Source organism: Sphingopyxis sp. GW247-27LB (genome assembly GCF_002277025.1).
Classification (GTDB): Bacteria; Pseudomonadota; Alphaproteobacteria; order Sphingomonadales; family Sphingomonadaceae; genus Sphingopyxis.
Genome location: NZ_NIWD01000007.1, coordinates 151,761 through 170,500, shown reverse-complemented (window position 1 = coordinate 170,500; position 18,740 = coordinate 151,761). Strand labels below are relative to the sequence as shown.

Sequence of the window (18,740 nt, the reverse complement as noted above, 5' to 3'; positions counted from 1 at the left end):
TATCATTACTGCGCCCCGCACAGCCCGACCCCAAGCAACAGGAACTTCCCCCGCATGCGCCTTCTCCCCTCCGCCTCGCTGACCCTCGCCCTGATGCTGTCCGCCCCCGCCTTCGCGCAGGACGGTGCGAGCGACGACGACGTCCACACGGGCGATGCGATCGTCGTCACGGCGCCCTATGTCCGCAGCCTCGACATCCTCGGCAATGTGTCGGTGGTGGAAGGAGACGAGCTGGCGCGCGACATCCGCGGCCAGATCGGCGACACGCTCACCCGGCAACCGGGTGTGTCGGCGACCAGCTTTTCCCCCGGCGCATCGCGTCCCGTCCTTCGCGGCTTTTCGGGCGAGCGCGTGAAAATCCTGACCGACGGCATCGGATCGATCGATGCCTCCAACACCTCGGCCGACCATGCCGTGACGATCGACCCGCTGACAGTCGAGCGCGTCGAAATCCTGCGCGGCCCCGCCGTGCTGCTGTTCGGCAGCCAGGCGATCGGCGGCGCGGTCAACCTGTTCGACCGCCGCATCCCGCGCAAGGTCCCTGCCGACCATGTCCATGTCGACGCGATCGGCGGTTATGCGACCGCGGCGAACGACCGCAATATCGGCAGCTCGATCGACGTCGCGCTGAGCCCGCAGATCGTCGCGCATGTCGACGGCAGCTGGCGCAAGACCGGCGATACGCGCAGCGGCGGCTTCGTCTACGCTCCCGACATTCGCGGCGACCTGCTCCACCTTGCCGAGCATGCGATCGAGGATGGCCATGCCGACGAAGCGGCCGAACTCACCGCCCAGGCGAACAAGCGCGGCAAGATCGACAACACGCAGAGCGAGACCTGGACCGCCGGGGGCGGGCTGTCGCTGATCAACGACGGCGGTCAGCTCGGTATTTCGATCGGCTATTTCGACACCGATTACGGCGTGCCCGATCGCCCCGACACCGCGCATGATCATGGCGGCGAGGACGAAGAGGGCGGCCACGACCATGGCGAGGGGCCCGTCACCATCGGCATGAAGCAATGGCGCGCCGACCTGCGCGGCGAGGTTGAGCTGGGCGACGGATTCTTCGACAAGCTGCGCATCCGTGCCGGCTTTGCCGATTACAAGCACACCGAGTTCGAGGGCGAAGAGGTCGGTACCATCTTCACCAACCAGGGCGTCGAAAGCCGGATCGAGCTGGCCCAGAACGACCGTGGCGGCTGGCGCGGGGCGAGCGGCGTGCAGTACAGCCATCGCGACTTCAACGCGGTCGGCGAAGAGGCGTTCGTGCCGCGCAACCTGACCGACCAGTTCGCGCTTTTCACGCTGCAGGAATATACGGCGGGCCCGCTCGGGCTCGAAGCCGCGGCGCGCTATGAAAAGACCAGCGTTCGCGCACAGACGGTCGGCTTCGATCGCGATTTCGACAGCTTCTCGGGCGCTCTCGGCGTGACCTATGACATTTTCGAGGGCGCGAAATTCGGCATTTCGGCCTCGCGTGCGGTTCGCGCGCCGTCGGCCGAGGAACTGCTCTCCAACGGCCCGCACATCGCGACGCAGAGCTTCGAGGTCGGCGATCCGAACCTCAAGCGCGAATCGAACTGGGGCGCCGAAGCGTCGTTCAAGCTCAAGTCCGACGCGTTCAACCTCAGCCTCACCGGCTATTCGAACTGGTTCGACAATTTCATCTATTCGGCGGCGACCGGCGCCGAAGAGGACGAGCTGCCCGTCTTCCAGTATTTCCAGCGCGACGCGCGCGTCTACGGCTTCGAGGCCGAGGCGAGCGCGCGGCTGGCGCAGATCGGCGGCTTCAACATCGTCGGCGACGTGACCGCCGACATGACGCGCGCGAAGATCAAGGGCGCGGGGCTCGATCGCAACGTGCCGCGGATTCCCCCGCTGCGCGTGCTGGGCGGTCTCGAGGCGCAGAGCGAACGGCTCGACGCGCGCGTCGAGGTCGAATGGACCGACGACCAGGCCCGCGTCGCGCAGTTCGAAACCCCGACCGACGGCTTCACGCTCGTCAACGCCTCGCTCAGCTGGCGGCCGCTCCCCGATGCGCGGCACCTGACCTTGAGCCTGTCGGCGAACAATATCTTCGACGTCGAGGCACGCCGCCATGCCAGCTTCACCAAGGATTATGTGCCGCTGGCGGGACGCGATTTCCGCCTGACGGCCCGGGCGAGCTTCTGACCCCTCTCTCCGCTCGTCCCGAGGGCCGGATCCGGTTCGACCGGGTCCGGCCCGTTCGCGTTCAGGACAGCATGGCCATCCCGCCGTTCACATGGATGGTCTGGCCGGTGACGTAGCCGGCCTCCTTCGATGCGAGATAGACGACCGCGGCGGCGATGTCGCTGCCCTCGCCCATCCGGCCCGCGGGAATACGCTGGTTCAGCGCTTCCTTCTGCGCATCGGGCAGGTCGTCGGTCATCGCGGTGGCGATGAAGCCCGGCGCGACGCAGTTCACGGTGACGCCCCGGCTCGCAAGCTCCTGCGCCAGTGCCTTGGTCATGCCGGTGACGCCCGCTTTCGACGCGGCATAATTGGCCTGCCCCGGGTTGCCCGTCGCGCCGACGACGCTGGTGATCGAGACGATGCGCCCGAAACGCGCCTTCATCATCGGCTTGGCGGCGGCGCGCGCGAGGCGGAAATTCGCTTCGAGGTTGATGCGGATGACGTCGGACCACTCCTCGTCCTTCATCCGCAGGATCAGATTGTCGCGCGTCACGCCGGCGTTGTTGACGAGGATATCGAGCTGCCCCAGCGCCTCGACCGCCGAGGGCACCAGCGCATCGACCGCGGCCGCGTCGCCAAGGTTGCACGGCAGCGCGACATGGTCGCCGCCGAGCGTATCGCGAAAGGCACCCAGCTTCTCGGCGTTGGAGCCCGACACCGCGAGCCGCGCGCCCTGCGCCGCGAGCGCCTGCGCGATGGCCGAGCCGATGCCCCCCGAGGCGCCGGTGACGAGGGCGGTCATGCCGGTGAGATCGAACATATTCGAGAACTCCTGTTTTACCGGTTCACGCGGAGACGCGGAGACGCGGAGGGTTTATGATCGTTGACGATGCGACGGACGCCTTCCTTGAGCGTCGCGCCACCGAAATTGATGAGAAGCCCGACCGAGTGGCCCGTCAGGCGAAGATAGGTCAATAGCTGTTTGCCATGCGCCGCATTCAGACGTTCGACCGACTTTATCTCGACCAGAAGCCGGTCATCCACCAGCAGGTCGATCCGAAATGCAGCATCGAAACGCATATCTTCAAACAGGATGTCGATCGGCTTCTGCCGATCGACTTTATATCCCGCTGCCGCAAGCTTGCCGGCCAATATGGTTTCGTAGACGCTTTCCAGAAGGCCGGGGCCAAGATCGCGATGTACGCGGAGCGACAAATCCAGAACATCGCCGCTCACTTCATCAATGTCTCGCGCCATAATCTCCGCGCCTCCGCGTCTCCGCGTGAACCTCAAAGCGCCTTCAGCAGCGCCTCGATGTCGTCCATCGACAGCAGGCTGACCGTCTCGACCTCGCCCGACGCGCTGCGCTTGACCATCGGGGAGAGGACCTTGCCGCCGAGTTCGACGAAGCGGTCGACGCCGATATCCTCCATCGTGCCGACGCTCTCGCGCCAGCGGACGCGGCCGGTGACTTGGGCGACGAGCAGGTCGCGGATCGCGTCGGGGTCGCTGACCGGGCTCGCCGTCACGTTCGCGACCACCGGCACCAGCGGCGCGGCAGGCGGGTTGGCGCCGAGTGCCTCGGCCATCGCGTCGGCGGCGGGCTGCATCAGCGGGCAGTGGAAGGGGGCCGAGACGGGGAGCAGCACGCCGCGCTTGATGCCATAATCCTTGACCAGCGCGACCGCGCGCTCGACCGCGCCCTTGTGGCCCGAGATCACGACCTGCGACGGGTCGTTGTCGTTGGCGACGGTGCAGACCTCGCCCTCGGCCGCGGCGTCGGCGAGCTTCTGCGCCGTCTCGATGTCGGCGCCGAGCAGCGCCGCCATCGCGCCGACGCCGACGGGCACCGCCGCCTGCATCGCCTGCCCGCGCGTCTTCAGAAGGCGCGCGGTGGTCGCGAGGTCGAAGGCGCCGGCGGCGCAGAGCGCGCTATATTCGCCGAGGCTGTGGCCCGCGACATAATCGGCCGCGGCGGCGAGCGTCACGCCGCCCTCCTTTTCGAGCACGCGCAAGGTCGCGATCGCGTTCGCCATGATCGCGGGCTGGGCGTTCTCGGTGAGGGTGAGCTGATCCTCGGGGCCTTCGCTCATCAGCTGGAACAGCTTTTGGCCGAGCGCCTCGTCGACCTCCTGGAACACCTCGCGCGCGACGGGCGAGGCGTCGGCAAGCGCCTTGCCCATGCCGACCGCCTGGCTGCCCTGACCCGGAAAGATGAATGCGCGCATATTGCGTCCCCTGCCTGTTCTCTATCAGGCCCGCGCCTATTCGCTCACCCGGCGCGATGCAAGCCGAAGGGCACGACCTTGTTCGCCGCGTCGTGGCCGATATCGGCGCGGCCGAGCCACGCGATCCCGGTGCGCGCGCACCAGCCGCGCGCGATCTCCTCGGCCTCCATGCCGAAGGGCCGGTCGTTCTCGGGAATATCGCTGACGCGGCCGAGGCGGATACCGGCAAGCCCGCGCGGCGCCAGCGCGGTCGCGACATGGAAGAAGGCGCGATCGAAGGCGTAGAGATATTCGCTCACCTCCTCGACCAGCAGCACATGCCCCGCCAGGTCGGGTTCGAGCGGGGTGCCGAGCAGCATCGACAGCGTCATCAGGTTGAACGCGGCATGGCGCGCGCCATGCTCCAGCCCCGCTTCACACGCCGCCGGATCCCGCGCGACGAGCCAGTCGAGCGCGCGCAGCACCGCGGCATCGCCGCCGTCGCGGCGGATGTCGGCGACCATCGGCCCGTGCGCGACATGGTCGAAGCCTTCGCGATAGAGGCAGGCGAGCAGATTGCCCTGGTCCGAATAGCCGAGGAACGCCTTGCCGCGCGCCGCAGGGGTCATCGCCGCGACCGCATCCTCGGCGATCCGGCACGCCCCATAGCCCCCGCGCGCGAACCAGACCGCGTCGATGTCGGCACGGTTCGCCATCTCGACGAGCGCGGCGAAGCGATGCCCATCCTCGCCGGCGAAATGGCCGTGCACCGCGAAGCATTGTTCGTCGAAGACGAGCTCCACGCCCGGATAACCGAGCGCCGCGATCGCGCGCACGGCTTCGGCGTCGTCGGGGAGGATGGGGGTGGAGGGGGCAATGATTCCGATGCGCATCACGCACCCGCTTCCTTCGTCATCCCGGGCTTGACCCGGGATCCGCCTTTTCCTTCAAGACAGGCAGACCCCGGATCAAGTCCGGGGTGACGATGCCGGGGCATTCATGTCCTTTCCGCGTAGCGAGGGCTTGTCGCCCTGGTTGCAAACCTTTCACCGAAGCCATAACGCCGCGCGATGGCCGAAAACAAATCCTATTTCTTCTGCGGCATTGGCGGGTCGGGCATGTTGCCGCTGGCGATGATCGTCGCGGCGCGCGGAAGCGCCGTTTCGGGCTCCGACCGCAGCCGCGACCAGGGGCGATCGACGGACAAGTTCGGCTGGATCGCAAGCCGCGGCATCGCGCTGTTCCCGCAGGACGGCAGCGGCGTCGCGGCGGGCCAGACGCTCGTCGCATCCGCCGCGGTCGAGGACAGCGTTCCCGACGTCGCGGCGGCGAACGCGCTCGGCCTGCCGCGCCTGACCCGCGCCGACCTCAACGCCGCGCTGTTCAACGATGCCGAACGGGCGATCGGCGTCGGCGGCACGAGCGGCAAGTCGACCGTCACCGGCATGATCGGCTGGATTCTCGAAAGCGCGGGCCGCAAGCCGACCGTGATGAACGGCGCGGTGATGCGCAATTTCGCGGGCGCCGACACGCCCTTCGCGAGCGCGCTGGTCGGCGACGCCGCCACCTACGTCAGCGAGGTCGACGAGAGCGACGGCTCGATCGCGCTCTATCGCCCCGACGTCGCGGTGGTCACCAACATCAGCCTCGACCACAAGAGCCTGGCCGAACTGCACCGGCTGTTCGGCGATTTCGCCGCGAAGGCGCGCGTCGCGGTGATCAACGCCGACGACGCGGAGTCGGCACCGCTCCTCGCAGGCGCTAATGTCCTGCGCTTCGGCTTTTCGGAGGCCGCGGCGGTTCGGGGCAGCGACTTCGAGGCGCTGGCCGACGGGTGCCGCTTCGCGGTCCATTTCGCCGGCGACCGGCATGAAGTCCGGCTGCGGATGCCCGGCCGGCACAATGCCGCCAACGCCCTCGCCGCCATCGCGGCGGCGCGCGCGGTGAACATCCCGGTCGCCCAGTCGGTCGCCGCGCTCGCCGATTTCGCCGGTCTTGCGCGCCGCTACGAAGTGCTGGGCCAGGCGAGCGGCGTCACCGTCATCGACGATTTCGCGCACAACCCCGACAAGGTCGCCGCGACGCTCGCCGCCGTCGCCGAACTGCCGGGCCGCGCCCTGCTCTTCTTCCAGCCCCACGGCTATGGCCCGCTCCGCCAGATGGGCAAGGAACTCGCCGCGAGCTTCGCCAAGGGGATGCGCGACGGCGACAAGCTCTATGTCAGCGATCCCGCCTATTTCGGCGGCACCGTCGACCGCAGCACCGGCAGCGAGGCGCTGGTCGCCGATATCGTCGGCGGTGGCGGCGACGCGGTGCATCTGACGACCCGCGCCGAATGCGGCGCGGCGATGCTCGACGCGGCAAAGCCGGGCGACCGCATCCTGATCCTCGGCGCGCGCGACGACACGCTGACCGAGTTCGGGCGGGAGTTGTTGGAAAAACTGGCCGCCCGCGCTTGATTTTCACGCCCGAATCTGTATAGGCGCCCGCATTCGGGGCGAGGCCTTGTGCCTGTCGCCCCGTTTGCTTTGCACCAATAGGCAAAGCCGGACGACAGCCGGAGGGGTTTCGCGATTGGCGCGAAATCAGCGATCGGCCAAATCGAAGGACGCAAACCATGCCGTTTTACGAGCATGTCTTTATCGCGCGTCAGGACCTGAGCCAGGCTCAGGTCGATGCGCTGGCGGAAACCGTCACCAACGTCATCGGCGAGTATAAGGGCCAGGTCCACAAGACCGAGACCTGGGGCCTCAAGCAGCTCGCCTACAAGATCCAGAAGAACCGCAAGGGTCACTATGTGATGCTGTCGGCCGAAGTGTCGGGCGAAGCGATCGCGGAGATCGAGCGTCAGGCTGCGATCAACGAAGATATCATCCGCTGGCTCACCATCAAGGTCGACGAACTCGAAAAGGGTCCGTCGGTGATGATGCGCAAGCAGGAACGTCGTGGCGGCCGCGGCCGTGACCGCGACGGCGAAGAATAAGGAACAGCACCATGGCACGACCCTTTTTCCGCCGCCGCAAGACCTGCCCCTTCAGCGCGAAGGACGCACCGGTCATCGATTACAAGGACGTCCGCCTGCTCCAGGGTTACCTGTCGGAGCGCGGCAAGATCGTCCCGTCGCGGATCACCGCGGTGTCCACCAAGAAGCAGCGTGAGCTGGCGAAGGCGATCAAGCGCTCGCGCCACATCGGCCTGCTGCCCTACATCGTGAAGTAAGGAGAGCAGCGTCATGGAAATCATCCTGCTCGAACGTATCGAGAAACTGGGCGGTATCGGCGACGTCGTCACCGTCAAGAACGGCTTTGCCCGCAATTTCCTGTTGCCCAACAACAAGGCGCTGCGCGCGAACGACACCAACCGCAAGCTGTTCGAAGCGAACCGGTCGAAGATCGAGGCCGACAACGCCGAGCGTCGCACCGATGCCGAAGGCCGCGCCAGCGGCATCGACGGCAAGCAGATCGTCCTGATCCGCCAGGCGTCGAACACCGGCCAGCTCTATGGCTCGGTTTCGGTGCGCGACATCGTCGACGCGCTGGTCGAGGACGGCGTCGAAGGCGTCACCAAGGCGATGATCGAGCTCGAACGCCCGATCAAGTCGCTCGGCCTCGTCGACGTCAAGGTGAAGCTGCACCCCGAAGTCGCGGTGACCGTCGGCGTCAACGTCGCGCGCTCGCCTGACGAAGCCGAAATGCAGAGCCAGGGCATCGACGTCATCGCCGCCATGTTCGAGGAAGAACAGGCCGAGGCGGTCGCTTCGGCGCTCGAACCCGACAGCGAGGACGAGTTCGAAGAAGCGACCCCGCCGTCGGAAGTCGCCGCCGAGGAAGCCCCGGCTGCCGACGTCCCCGTTGCGGACGAGAGCGAAGGCGAAGAGGCCTAAGGCCCTTCCCTCTCTCGCAAGAGACAGAAAAGGCTCCGGAACCGAGCGTTCCGGAGCCTTTTTCTTTGCGTCGGCAGCCCGGCGTGGAGGCGGCTTTGGGTTGGATTTGAGCCATTCCCCTCCCTTTTAGGGAGGGGTTAGGGGTGGGTGCGCGAGCGGAGCGAGCCCGCGAAAGAACGCCGCCTTCGGCGGCTACCCACCCCCAGCCCCTCCCTAGAAGGGAGGGGAGAAGGTATGGCCGCACCCGGTCGTTAACCGCCATCCGAAGCCAGCAGGCACAATCCTCCTTTTACATCGCTGTCAGCAAAGGCTAGCTTCATCCCGCGCTGCAGGAGCCAGCAGAGATGACCGCAAAGCCCGACGTCCTCGACCGCCTCGCCCAATTGCTGCTACTCGTCGCCGCGGTCACCTGCATCGCCAACGGTCTCTTCATGCTCGCCAGGCCGCTCGACTGGTATGTCTTCGTGCCGACCGTCGTCACCACCGGGCCGCCCAACGCGCATTTCATCCGCGACATCGGCCTCGCCTATCTGGGGTCGGGGCTGATCCTCCTTTACGCCGCCGCCAACCCCATCCGTCGCTGGCGCGCCGCCCTCGTCGGCGGGCTGTGGCTGACCTTGCACGGCCTGCTCCACATCTATGAGGTCGCCGCCGGCATCTGCGGCCCCGCGATCTTCTGGGCCGACGCGCCCGCGGTGATCGGCCAGCCCGCGCTCGTCATCGCCGCGCTCGCGATCCTCTTCGCGCGAAAGCGGGTTTGACAGCCGCGCGCCCAGTCGACACAGGGCGCGCATGACCCTCAGCATCCGCCCCGCCGCGCCCGCCGACCTGCCGCTGATCGCGCAGTTCATCCGCGACCTCGCCGATTATGAGAAGCTCGCGCACGAAGTCCGCTTCGACGAGGCGAAGCTCGGCGAGAAGCTGTTCGGGCCGCGCCCCTATGCCGAAGTGGTGATCGGCGAGATCGACGGAACGCCGCAGGGCTTCGCGCTCTTTTTCCACAATTTCTCGACCTTCGAGGGGAAGCCGGGAATTTACCTCGAAGACCTGTTCGTCCGCCCTGAGGCGCGCGGGTCGGGGCTCGGCAAGGCGCTGCTCGCGCATCTCGCGGGGCTCTGCATCGCGCGCGATTGCGCGCGCCTCGAATGGTGGGTGCTCGACTGGAACGCGCCGTCGATCGGCTTCTACAAGAGTCTCGGCGCGAAGATGATGGACGAGTGGACGGTGATGCGCGTCGATGGCGAGGCGCTGCCCCGCCTCGCCGCCTCCTGACCCTAGCGGGCGGCCTTGGCCGCGCGCGGCCGCCGCCGTTCCATCGGCCATTGCGGCTTGTGCGCGTCGGACAGGCGCTTGGCTTCGCCCGCCTCGATCCCCAGATCGGTCAGCACGCGCACCAGCGCGTCGGCGGGCGCGACCGCGATGTCGGGCTGCACGCCGTCCCCTTCCCAATCGCGGCCCGTCAGCGGATCACAGGTCCGCCCGACCGGGATGAAGGCGCGAAAACCGCCGCCGAGTTCCTCGCCGCGCCCGAAATGATTGGCGCCGCCGGTCGCGCTGCCGACCAGCGTCCCGCGATGCGTATGCTTCATCGCGAGCGCGAAATGCTCGGCCGCCGATCCCGTCGCGCCCGAGGTCAGCACATAGATTTTCGCATCGCGCAGCCGCGCATCGCCGTTCGGCGTCGCCCAATGCTCGCGCGTCACCATGCCCGGATCTCCGGTCACCAGCCGCAGCCCCTCGTCCTCGCCCAGCGGTCCCTCGCCCGATTCGTCGACCGAGGCGCGCGTCGCCATCGTCACGAGCCGCGTCGGCTCGGCGAACAGCCAGGGAAAGATGACGTTCATCTGCTCGATCCCGCCGCCGTTATGGCTGCGGATGTCGAAGATGATCGCCTTCGCGTCGGCATGGTCGGCCATGAATTTCGCCGCCGTCGCGGTCACCGCCGCATCGTCGGGAAAGAGGTTGAAGCGGATGAAGGCGATCCCCGGCGCGATCCACCCCGCCTGCTCGACCGGCGGCTTCGGCCCGCGCGGCTTGCCGGTGCGGGCGTCCGGCGGCGGCGCGGCGCCTTCGCGCGGGCGCACGTGCAGATGCCCGTCGGGCTGCACCGCGTTCACGTCGGCGTCGAGCGCCTCGGCGAGCGCCGCGCCCGACAGCGGTGCATAGCGCCCCGCCGCGATGGCCGCGCGGATCGCGGCGGCGTAGCGCTTGCCCGTCTCGGGATAGACATAGTCGCGTTCGAGCAGCATCGCATAGCGTTCGGCGACGGCATTGGCGCTCGCCTCGGCCTCCTCGGCGGCGGCGGGCGTCGCCGCGAGGGGCAGCGCGGTGCCGCTCGCGGCGAGCAGCAGCGCGGACAGGATCAGGCGCGATCGAATCATGATATCCTCCACTTCAACGCCCCCGTCGAAGCGAACCGTATCATATCGACAACACAGATCAACTACATTTGTAGTCGATATCGCTAGGTGCGGCTGCGCGAAAACCAGATCAGCACCACCCCCACGACCATCAGCACCACGCCGTTGCGCGTCCAGCTCGTATCGCCGAGCATGAAGCTGCTCGCGGGCCAATGCACGATGTCGAGCCCCTGGAGCGCCCACAGCCCGCCCATCAGGATGGCGGCGACGCCGATGATCGCCGCCAGTGCCTTCACGATCCCCATATCGCTTCTCCCTCTCCGAGTGCCCGCGAAGGCTGACACAAAGCCGAGCGCCTGTCACGCGCGGCGCTGCAGCCCGATCAGCGGGCGCAGCCAGTTCACGCGCCGGCCGCCGAGATAGAAGGCCCAGCATCCCGCGACGGTCGCGGCGACCAGGATCGCGAAGGTGGCGAGCGGCCCCACCCCGGCGAGCAGCAGCCAGTATCCGACGAGCACGATCACCGTCTGATGGATGATATAGAAGGGGAAGACCGCCTCGGCGAGCATCGGCCGGCTGGCATGGTCGCGGTTCCAGAAGCGGTCGGCGATCCCGACCAGCGCGACGATCGCCGCCCAGCCCTGCACCAGCCGGATCGCCATGAACCATGTGACGACCCCCACCGGCGGCGGCCCTTCGCCGGGCGCCGCCCAGATCGCCCACGCCACATAGGCATAGGCCCCAACCGCGAGCACCGCCGCCGTGCGCCAGGTGCGCGCCACCGCCATGAACAGCACCGGCCGCACGCGGAGCAGCCAGCCGGTGAAGAAGGGCACCAGATAGTGGAGATGGTTCGGCCCGTCGTCGAACAGCGCGTGCGTCTCGCGGTAGCCGGGAAAGGCGAACAGGATCGCCATCCACGCCGCGAGCGGCAGGATCAATATCCCCCAGCCGCCGAGCAGCCGCGCCGCGCCGTCGGCGATCCGCGCCCGCGCCGCCTCGGGCACCAGCAGGAGCAGCAGCACCGCGAGCAACGTGTAAACAAAGAGATAGACGACGAACCACAGATGCTGCCACGTCGGCAGCACGATCCCCTCGAGCGTCCCGAAGCGGAAATAATCATGAACCCAGAAGTGGAGGAAGCTCCCCGCATAGCCATGCTGCGTGACGAGCTCGATCCACGGCTGCACCGGGATGACGACGACCATGCCGAAGGCGAGCGGGATCAGCAGCCGCGCGCTTCGCGAGCGCAGGAAGGCGCCCGGCGCGCCCAGCTTCGCGAACAGCGCCGCGCTCGCATAGCCCGAGACGAGGAAGAGCAGCGGCAGCCGCCAGCTGTTCGTCGCCATCATCGGGATCTGTACCCAGTCCATCGGGTGCGGGGTTTTGACGTGCCAGCCCCACGGCACGAAATACATGCCGATATGATAGAGGATCAGCAGCGCGAAGGCGCCGATCCTGAGCCAGTCCATTCCATAATGTCGCTTCATGTCCATCGCGGCGAATCTCCTTTGCCGGTTGATGCCGCAGCCGCTAATCGGAAAGGCGGCCGGCGGGCGATCCCGGCGGGACGAGAAGCGGAGCCGGTGTGACGGACGAAGAGGCGCGAGGGACGAGCGGCGGCGCAGCCGGGACGAGCGGCCCCAATCACGGGCTCAGCGCCCGCGCGCTCACCGCGCTGCTGCTGAGCGCGATCTTCCTCTTCGGGCTCGTCCGCATCGCCGCCAACGTCTATTCCTACATCGCCGACCGCGAGGGCGCGGGCCTCGCCACCTCGCCGGTGATCGCCTGGATGCTCGAGGGCAGCAGCCTCATCGCCTGGGCGGTGATGATGATCCCCTGCTGGTTCGCGGTCCAGCGCATCCGCCCGCCGCGCGTTCCCTTGCCTGCCACGGTCGCGATCCACGCGCTGCTCGCGATCCCCATCTCGCTCGGCCATATCGCGCTCATGGTCGCCTTCCGCACGATGCTGTGGTGGATGATGGGGATCGACTATCATTTCACCGCGCCCGACGGATCGCCGATCCTCTACGAATTCCGCAAGGACCTCTCGGCCTATGTCGAGCTCGTCTTCATCCTCTTCCTCGTCCAGTGGCTCGTCGCGCGCTACGCCGCCCCGCCCGCGATCGCGCCCGAACGGCGGACGCTCGCGGTCGGTGACGGGTCGGTCACCCACCATCTGCCGGTCGACGAGATCGAGCATGTCGCGGCGGCGGGCAATTATGTCGAGATCGCGTGGCGCGGCGAGCGCCTGCTCCACCGCGCGACGCTGAGCGCCGTCGAGGCCGACCTCGGCGCCGGTTTCGCCCGCATCCACCGAAGCCGCCTCGTCCGCCGCGCCGCGGTGCGGCGCGTCGTCACCCACAAGAGCGGTGATTTCGACGTCGAAATGGAGAGCGGCGCGACGCTGCGCGGCAGCCGGCGATATCGGGGGAATGTCGAGGGGTGAGATAGCCCCTCCCCTTCAGGGGAGGGGTTGGGGTGGGGTTTCGCGGCGTAGAGCAAGGCCGATGGACCCCACCCGCTGCGACTAGGCAGCAAGCTGCCAAGTCTCGCTGCCCTCCCCTGAAGGGGAGGGCGTGCTTCATCCCACCACCCGCCAAGCCAGTTCCGCGAATTCGCAAAGCAGCGGCCGCGTGTCGCGGGGATCGATGATATCCTCGACCCGGAATGTCTCCGCCGTCCGAAACGGCGAGCGGACCCGGTTCAACCGCGCGCGGATCGCCTCCAGAAGCGCCGCCGGATCCTCGGCCGCCTCGAGCTCGCTCTTATAGGCGACCTCGATCCCGCCCTCGATCGGCAGACTGCCCCAGTCGCCCGAAGGCCAGGCGAAGCGGTACTGGAAGCGCTCGGCGTTCGACATCGCGCTCCCCGCGATCCCGTAAGCGCGCCGCACGACGACCGACGCGAGCGGCACGCTCGCGCGGTAGATCGCGTTCATCGCCTGCACCCCGTACCGGATCGTCCCCGTCCGCTCGGCCTCGCCGCCGATCATGAAGCCCGGATTGTCGACCAGATGGACGATCGGCAACCGGAACTGGTCGGCGAGCTTGACGAAGCGCTCGACCTTCTCGCTCGTCTTCGCGTCCCACGACCCGCCGAGATACGAAGGATCGCTCGCGAGCAGCGCGACCGGCCAGCCGTCGAGCCGCGCAAAGGCGGTGATCGCCGCCCGCCCCCAGCGCGCGCCCATCTCGAAGACGCTGCCCCGGTCGAACACCGCTTCGGCGATGCGCCGCATCGCATAGACCTGCTTCGCCTCGCGCGGGACGACCGACAGCAGGGTCTCCTCGCGGCGGCCCACCGGATCGCTGCACGCGGTTCGCGCCGCGCACTCGTGGATCGACGCGGGCAGGTAGGACAGGAACCGCCGCGCCGCCGCGAACGCCTCGACCTCGCTGGCGACCTCGTCGTCGACCACGCCGTTGCGCGTATGCACGTCGCTGCCGCCCAGCTCTTCGCGGTCGAGCGTATCGCCGATCGCCGCCGCGACCGCGGGTCCCGCCGCGAACAGCTGCGACAGCCCGCGCACCATGACGCTGTAGTGGCTCGCGACCACCCGCGCCGCCCCCAGCCCCGCGGTGGGCCCGAGCGACAGCGCCACCACCGGCACCGTGTCGAGATTGGCGATGATCTGGTCCCAGCCGGGAACCTGCGGGATATAGGTGTGACCCGCCGCTTCGAGCGTCTTCACCGACCCGCCGCCGCCGGTGCCGTCGATCATGCGGATCAGCGGCAGGCGATATTCGTGCGCCATCGCCTCGCACTGGATGAACTTCCGGTGCAGCGCCGCATCGGCCGCGCCGCCGCGCACCGTGAAATCGTCGGCGCTCGCGACCACCGGCCGCCCGTCGATATTCGCGCGCCCGAAGATGAAATTGCTCGCCGCCAGATCTTCCAGCTCACCGTCGGGACCGTAGCTCCCCCGCCCCGCGATCTTGCCGATCTCGCGGAAACTGCCGGCATCGACGAGCCCGGCGATCCGCGCCCGCGCGTCCATCTTGCCGCGGCCATGCTGGCGCGCGACCTTCTCGGCGCCGCCCATCTTCTCGGCCATCGCGCGGCGCGCGGCGAGTTCGTCGACGTCTTTTTTCCAGCTCATGGCGCGAAAGCTAGCTTACGTTGACGGAAACGTCATTCCCAAATTCCCCCCTCCCGTATACGGGAAGGGACAAAAGGGAGAGAGACAGATGACCGACACGAACCTTACGGGCCGCACCGCGCTCGTCACCGGCGCCTCGCGCGGTATCGGCCGCGGCATCGCGCTGGCATTGGCGCGGGCGGGGGCCGACGTCGCAGTCAACTATAGCCGCGACGCCGATGCCGCCGCCGAAACCGTCGCCGCGATCGAGGCGCTCGGCCGCAAGGCGAAGGCCTATCAGGCTTCCGTCACCGACGAGGACGCCTGTGCCGCGATGGTCGCGGCGATCGAGGGTGATTTCGGGGCGATGTCGATCCTGATCAACAACGCCGGCATCGCCAGCCGCGGCAAGAGCGTCGCCGATACCGATCCCGCCGAGCTCGAACGCGTCATCGCGACCCACGCGCTCGGTCCGCACCGCGTCAGCCGCCTTGCGCTGCCCCAGCTCCGCACGCACGAGCGCAGCGATATCATCGTCATTTCCAGCGTCGCGACGCTCAGCCACAGCGCCAATGGCGCGCCCTATAATATGGGCAAGGCGGCGGGCGAAGCGCTCGCGCTGACGCTCGCGAAGGAAGAAATGAAGAACGGCGTCCGCGTCAACATCGTCGCTCCCTCGCTGACCGTCAGCGACATGGGCGAACGCCTTGCCCGCGCGATCACCGGCAACGACGACATCCACCACCTCGACGCCAAATTCCCCTTCGGCCGCGTCCCCACCCCCGACGACGTCGCGGCGGCGGTTCTGTGGTTCGTGTCGGACGCGAACCCCTATTGCTCGGGCCAGAAGCTCAACATCGACGGTGCGGGTATGGCGAGCTTTCGTTAACACGGGATCCATGCGGCCGCTTTTCCTTCCCGCCCTGCTGGTCCTTGCGTCGCCCGCGGCGGCGGCGGACGTCTGGTTTCGTATCGAGAACGACAGCGGCGACATGGTCGGCTGGCAGCACGAGCAGCAAGTCGAGGACGCGGGCGGCACCCGCCGCCTGCGCGATACGGTGATGGCCTATCGCGTCGTCGGCCACGAGCCGACGCGCAGTCATTTCCGCATCGAGCAGCGGCGCGATGCCGCGGGCCGCCTGCGCATGCTGACGATCGAAAGCGGCGACGGACGGCGAAGCGCCACGCGGCGCGTGACGATCGGCGGCACCGATGCCGTGGTCGACGACGGCAAGGGCCGCATATTGCATCGCTTCGCCGTTCCCGCGGGCCTCGATTTCCGCGACGGCGACGCCCTGTTGCCGATCGAGCGGGACGCAGGAGCCGGGGAGATCGCGTTCGACCTCGCCCCCGGCGACTTGCGTCCGATGGAGGTACGCACCGAAGAAAGGGCGATCGACGACGCCGGCAAGCCGCGCACCGCGGTCGTCGTCTATCAGGGCGATCGCGTCGCGCATGCGTGGTTCGTCGAGCGCGACGGAACCGGCCGGATCGTGGCCGCCGATCAGCCGCTGTTCGGCACCCGGCTGCATTTTCGCCGGGTCTCCAAACCCGTTGATGCCGCGGACCTCGCCGGGACCGCCAGCCTGCCGCACCAGATGCGCGCCTCGCCCTATTATGTCGCGCCCGGCGCGCTGCGCGGCCATATCCGCCACGGCTTCGCCGCCGCGTCCGGCATTCGCATCCGGCTTCCCGAAACCGGCGAGCAGGCGGTGCGCGAGGCGGATGGCACGCTGCGCGTCGACATCTGCCGCGACTGCGGCCCCGGCCTGTCGACCGATCCCGCCGATCTCGACCGCTGGCGCCGGCCGTCGCGCTGGCTGCAAAGCGACGCGCCCGAACTCGTGCGCGCCGCCGCGCCGGTCGCAAGATCGACCGCGCCGGACGTCGACCGCATGGAACGGCTCGGCCGCATCGCGCGCCAGCGGCTCGCGGATGTCGATTACGAAGGGCACCACAGCGCGCTTGCGGCGTGGCGGCGCCGGTCGGGGGACTGCACCGAGGACGCCGTCCTCCTCGCCGCGCTCGCACGCGCGGCCGGCATTCCCGCGCGCGTCGCGAACGGCCTCGTCTATTCGCGCACGCGCTATCACGGCGCCTCGAACGCCTTTATCGCCCACAGCTGGGTGGTCGCCTATGTCGATGGCAGCTGGCGGAGCTTCGACATTTCGACCGGCGCGTTCGATGCGACGCATATCGCACTCACCGTCGACGACGGCGACCTGGCGGCGATCGTCGCCGCCAACCAGACCGCGGCCTTGCTCGAATGGCGCGAGATGGCGGAGGTGCGCAAACGCCCCGATCGGGGCGGACCCTAGGGTACGGACCCTAGCTCGTCAGCTTCCTTGCGTCCCGCACCTTGTCCTTCCGGGGCGCGACGGGCGCGTCGTCATAGACCACCGGCAGGTCGGGGACGGCGCGCTTTCCATCCTCCTTCACCCACTCGGCCTTCTTGGGCGCGCGAAGCCCCCCGACGATGATCACCATATCCTCTTCATAGGTGGCGGTGTCGGCGGCAGGCGCGGAAACATCCTGCGCGGCGGCGGGCAGGCTCGCGGCCGCGGCGCCCATCGCCATCGCGGCGAGCGCCGACCGCGCCGCGACCTTGTAACGGACGCACAATTCTTCCGGGCATCCGGCGATCAGCGCGACGCGCGCCGCCTCGTCCATCGCGCCGATGTCGACGACCTCGCGCTTGCACAACCGGCACAGGCTGCCGTCCATGATGTCGGACAGGTCGCCCTTATAGGGGCAAGGACTCTGGATAACCGGAAACAGGCCCATCGTCATTCTCCCGCCGGCTCTCGCAGCCGCTACGGAAAGCTATCAGACGGCCGGAAAGCCCGCAATGACGATTCACCCCGCGCCTTTTCCTGTACCGGCAACGACGACGGCGCCGCATGCTGTGGTTCGTGAGCGATATCAATACCTCCGCTCAAACCAGAAGTTCAAGGTCGAGGGGGCGGATATGGCGGGTTTTCGCCGATCTATTCGGCTGCGGCGCACGCCCCGAAGGCCTCGTCCATCTCTTTGCGATAGACGGCGAGCGGTTCCAGCCCCATCTCGGCGCGCGCCGCGTCGATATGCGCCGGATCGTCGTCCTCCATCGGCCGGAGCGGTCGGATCGCGCGGCCGGCCTCGCAGCCGCCGAACTGCGTCGCATAGCGCTGCCTCCCCGCCAGCTTCAGCATGACGCGGTCATAGAGATAGGCATAATTCGACTTGCTCGCCTCACCCGCCTTCGCGAGCGGCTCCATCAGCCGGAGCGCCCTGACCTGCAACGCGGGATCATCGTCGGCATGCTGCGCGAGCAGCCATGCGGCGTGCGATGCCTTCTCTCCGAGGGCGGAAATCGTCGGCCAGCCCTTTTCGGCCATATAGGCGCGCAGCTTCTCCCTGTTCTTGCGGTCTTCGCCCGCGATCATCGTCCAGCCCAGATAGTCGAACAGCGGCTTCAGCCTTGCCGGCAACGGCGGATCGCCCTCATCGACGCCCCACGACAGCATGTGGCGCCCCAATTGTTCGCGGAAGGTCGCACCGATCAGCATCTGCGCATCCTCGGACTCGGGCGGTCCCACCGCGGATGTCACGGCGCCTATCCCCATGCGCCCGCCCGCCAGCGCGAAATTCCACAGCTGGCGCGCCTCGGCGAGCCGCGCGGGAAGCGCCGCGCGTTCGGCTTCCGACCCGGCGTCGATGGCCATCGCGGCGGTGATCGCGCGGCACGCCTCGTCGCCATAGGGTCCCGGCGGCAAATTCGTCGATTCGGCGCCTATCATCGCCAGCTCCGCCTTGGCCTTGCCCGTTGCCGCCGCGATGCAAGCCTCCTTGTAGGCGGCGACCGATTGCCATGCCGCCCGCGCCGCCGCTCCCTCGGCCGCGAAACGCCCGGCCATCCAGCCGAAATCGCCGGGATCGAACGTCCCGTCCTTCCCATAGGATTTCAGCACGTCGGGCACCGGTGTCGCCTGCGCCCAGCTCGTCCCCGGCATCATCGCGCCGACGAGCAGCGCCAGCCCCAATCCCCGCATCCTCATGGCGTCAGGCTATCAGGC

Annotated in this window: 20 protein-coding genes; 10 read left to right on the top strand and 10 right to left on the bottom strand. The window is 68.1% G+C overall.

All coding sequences use genetic code 11. The annotated features are described in order from the left end of the window. Positions 1-54: 54 nt before the first annotated feature. The gene (locus CD928_RS07275; protein ID WP_095386446.1) at positions 55-2,172 is read left to right on the top strand and encodes a TonB-dependent receptor; all 2,118 of its coding nucleotides are present in this window, start codon (positions 55-57) and stop codon (positions 2,170-2,172) included. A 61-nt stretch (positions 2,173-2,233) separates the two neighbouring features. Here the strand turns inward: CD928_RS07275 and fabG are convergent, their stop codons facing one another. Genes fabG through CD928_RS07255 form a run of 4 tightly spaced genes read right to left on the bottom strand, consistent with a single transcriptional unit; the run spans position 2,234 to position 5,254 of the window. Next, positions 2,234-2,974 (bottom strand): 3-oxoacyl-[acyl-carrier-protein] reductase, encoded by a 741-nt coding sequence (gene fabG, locus CD928_RS07270; protein WP_095386445.1) that lies wholly within the window; start codon positions 2,972-2,974, stop codon positions 2,234-2,236. 17 nt (positions 2,975-2,991) lie between these two features. Then, entirely contained in the window at positions 2,992-3,411 is a 420-nt protein-coding gene (locus CD928_RS07265) for a GxxExxY protein (protein WP_095386444.1), read from the bottom strand. A 32-nt stretch (positions 3,412-3,443) separates the two neighbouring features. Continuing rightward, positions 3,444-4,382, bottom strand: a complete 939-nt coding sequence (fabD, locus tag CD928_RS07260; RefSeq protein ID WP_095386443.1) for an ACP S-malonyltransferase — start codon at positions 4,380-4,382, stop codon at positions 3,444-3,446. A gap of 44 nt (positions 4,383-4,426) precedes the next feature. Continuing rightward, positions 4,427-5,254, bottom strand: a complete 828-nt coding sequence (locus CD928_RS07255) for an LD-carboxypeptidase (RefSeq protein ID WP_095386442.1) — start codon at positions 5,252-5,254, stop codon at positions 4,427-4,429. Between the two features lie 177 nt (positions 5,255-5,431). Between CD928_RS07255 and CD928_RS07250 the strand changes: the two genes are divergently transcribed. The 6 genes from CD928_RS07250 to CD928_RS07225 all read left to right on the top strand — a co-directional run bounded on the left by CD928_RS07250 (position 5,432) and on the right by CD928_RS07225 (position 9,516). Beyond that, positions 5,432-6,820: a Mur ligase family protein gene (locus CD928_RS07250; protein WP_095386441.1), complete on the top strand. Its 1,389-nt coding sequence runs from the start codon at positions 5,432-5,434 to the stop codon at positions 6,818-6,820. A 158-nt stretch (positions 6,821-6,978) separates the two neighbouring features. Then, positions 6,979-7,344, top strand: a complete 366-nt coding sequence (rpsF, locus tag CD928_RS07245) for a 30S ribosomal protein S6 (RefSeq protein ID WP_095386440.1) — start codon at positions 6,979-6,981, stop codon at positions 7,342-7,344. 11 nt (positions 7,345-7,355) lie between these two features. Beyond that, on the top strand, positions 7,356-7,580 hold the full coding sequence (gene rpsR / locus CD928_RS07240) for a 30S ribosomal protein S18 (protein ID WP_037554562.1): 225 nt from the start codon (positions 7,356-7,358) through the stop codon (positions 7,578-7,580). Positions 7,581-7,593: 13 nt separating this feature from the next. Further along, positions 7,594-8,244 (top strand): 50S ribosomal protein L9, encoded by a 651-nt coding sequence (gene rplI, locus CD928_RS07235; protein WP_095386439.1) that lies wholly within the window; start codon positions 7,594-7,596, stop codon positions 8,242-8,244. Between the two features lie 344 nt (positions 8,245-8,588). Beyond that, a complete protein-coding gene (locus tag CD928_RS07230) occupies positions 8,589-9,005 on the top strand; it encodes a hypothetical protein (protein ID WP_217983738.1) in 417 nt (138 codons plus the stop codon). A gap of 31 nt (positions 9,006-9,036) precedes the next feature. Beyond that, on the top strand, positions 9,037-9,516 hold the full coding sequence (locus CD928_RS07225; RefSeq protein ID WP_095386438.1) for a GNAT family N-acetyltransferase: 480 nt from the start codon (positions 9,037-9,039) through the stop codon (positions 9,514-9,516). A 2-nt stretch (positions 9,517-9,518) separates the two neighbouring features. Here CD928_RS07225 and CD928_RS07220 read toward each other — a convergent pair whose 3' ends face one another. From CD928_RS07220 to CD928_RS07210, 3 genes are all read right to left on the bottom strand, one after another. Beyond that, positions 9,519-10,625: a S41 family peptidase gene (locus tag CD928_RS07220; protein ID WP_141237118.1), complete on the bottom strand. Its 1,107-nt coding sequence runs from the start codon at positions 10,623-10,625 to the stop codon at positions 9,519-9,521. 83 nt (positions 10,626-10,708) lie between these two features. Then, on the bottom strand, positions 10,709-10,909 hold the full coding sequence (locus CD928_RS07215) for a hypothetical protein (RefSeq protein WP_095386436.1): 201 nt from the start codon (positions 10,907-10,909) through the stop codon (positions 10,709-10,711). A gap of 54 nt (positions 10,910-10,963) precedes the next feature. After that, positions 10,964-12,100, bottom strand: coding sequence for an acyltransferase family protein (locus CD928_RS07210; protein WP_255247073.1), 1,137 nt, complete (start codon positions 12,098-12,100; stop codon positions 10,964-10,966). A 92-nt stretch (positions 12,101-12,192) separates the two neighbouring features. On the opposite strand from CD928_RS07210, the gene CD928_RS07205 reads away from it, so the two are divergent. Next, positions 12,193-13,053: a LytTR family transcriptional regulator DNA-binding domain-containing protein gene (locus tag CD928_RS07205; protein ID WP_095386435.1), complete on the top strand. Its 861-nt coding sequence runs from the start codon at positions 12,193-12,195 to the stop codon at positions 13,051-13,053. 135 nt (positions 13,054-13,188) lie between these two features. On the opposite strand, the gene CD928_RS07200 is transcribed toward CD928_RS07205, so the two are convergent. Beyond that, positions 13,189-14,706, bottom strand: a complete 1,518-nt coding sequence (locus CD928_RS07200; protein ID WP_095386434.1) for an acyl-CoA carboxylase subunit beta — start codon at positions 14,704-14,706, stop codon at positions 13,189-13,191. 88 nt (positions 14,707-14,794) lie between these two features. Between CD928_RS07200 and CD928_RS07195 the strand changes: the two genes are divergently transcribed. Next, a complete protein-coding gene (locus CD928_RS07195; protein ID WP_095386433.1) occupies positions 14,795-15,574 on the top strand; it encodes an SDR family NAD(P)-dependent oxidoreductase in 780 nt (259 codons plus the stop codon). A gap of 10 nt (positions 15,575-15,584) precedes the next feature. Next, on the top strand, positions 15,585-17,003 hold the full coding sequence (locus CD928_RS07190; RefSeq protein WP_095386432.1) for a transglutaminase domain-containing protein: 1,419 nt from the start codon (positions 15,585-15,587) through the stop codon (positions 17,001-17,003). 10 nt (positions 17,004-17,013) lie between these two features. Here CD928_RS07190 and CD928_RS07185 read toward each other — a convergent pair whose 3' ends face one another. After that, a complete protein-coding gene (locus CD928_RS07185) occupies positions 17,014-17,469 on the bottom strand; it encodes a hypothetical protein (RefSeq protein WP_095386431.1) in 456 nt (151 codons plus the stop codon). A gap of 203 nt (positions 17,470-17,672) precedes the next feature. After that, a complete protein-coding gene (locus CD928_RS07180; RefSeq protein ID WP_141237117.1) occupies positions 17,673-18,722 on the bottom strand; it encodes a DUF6624 domain-containing protein in 1,050 nt (349 codons plus the stop codon). Positions 18,723-18,740: the final 18 nt, after the last annotated feature.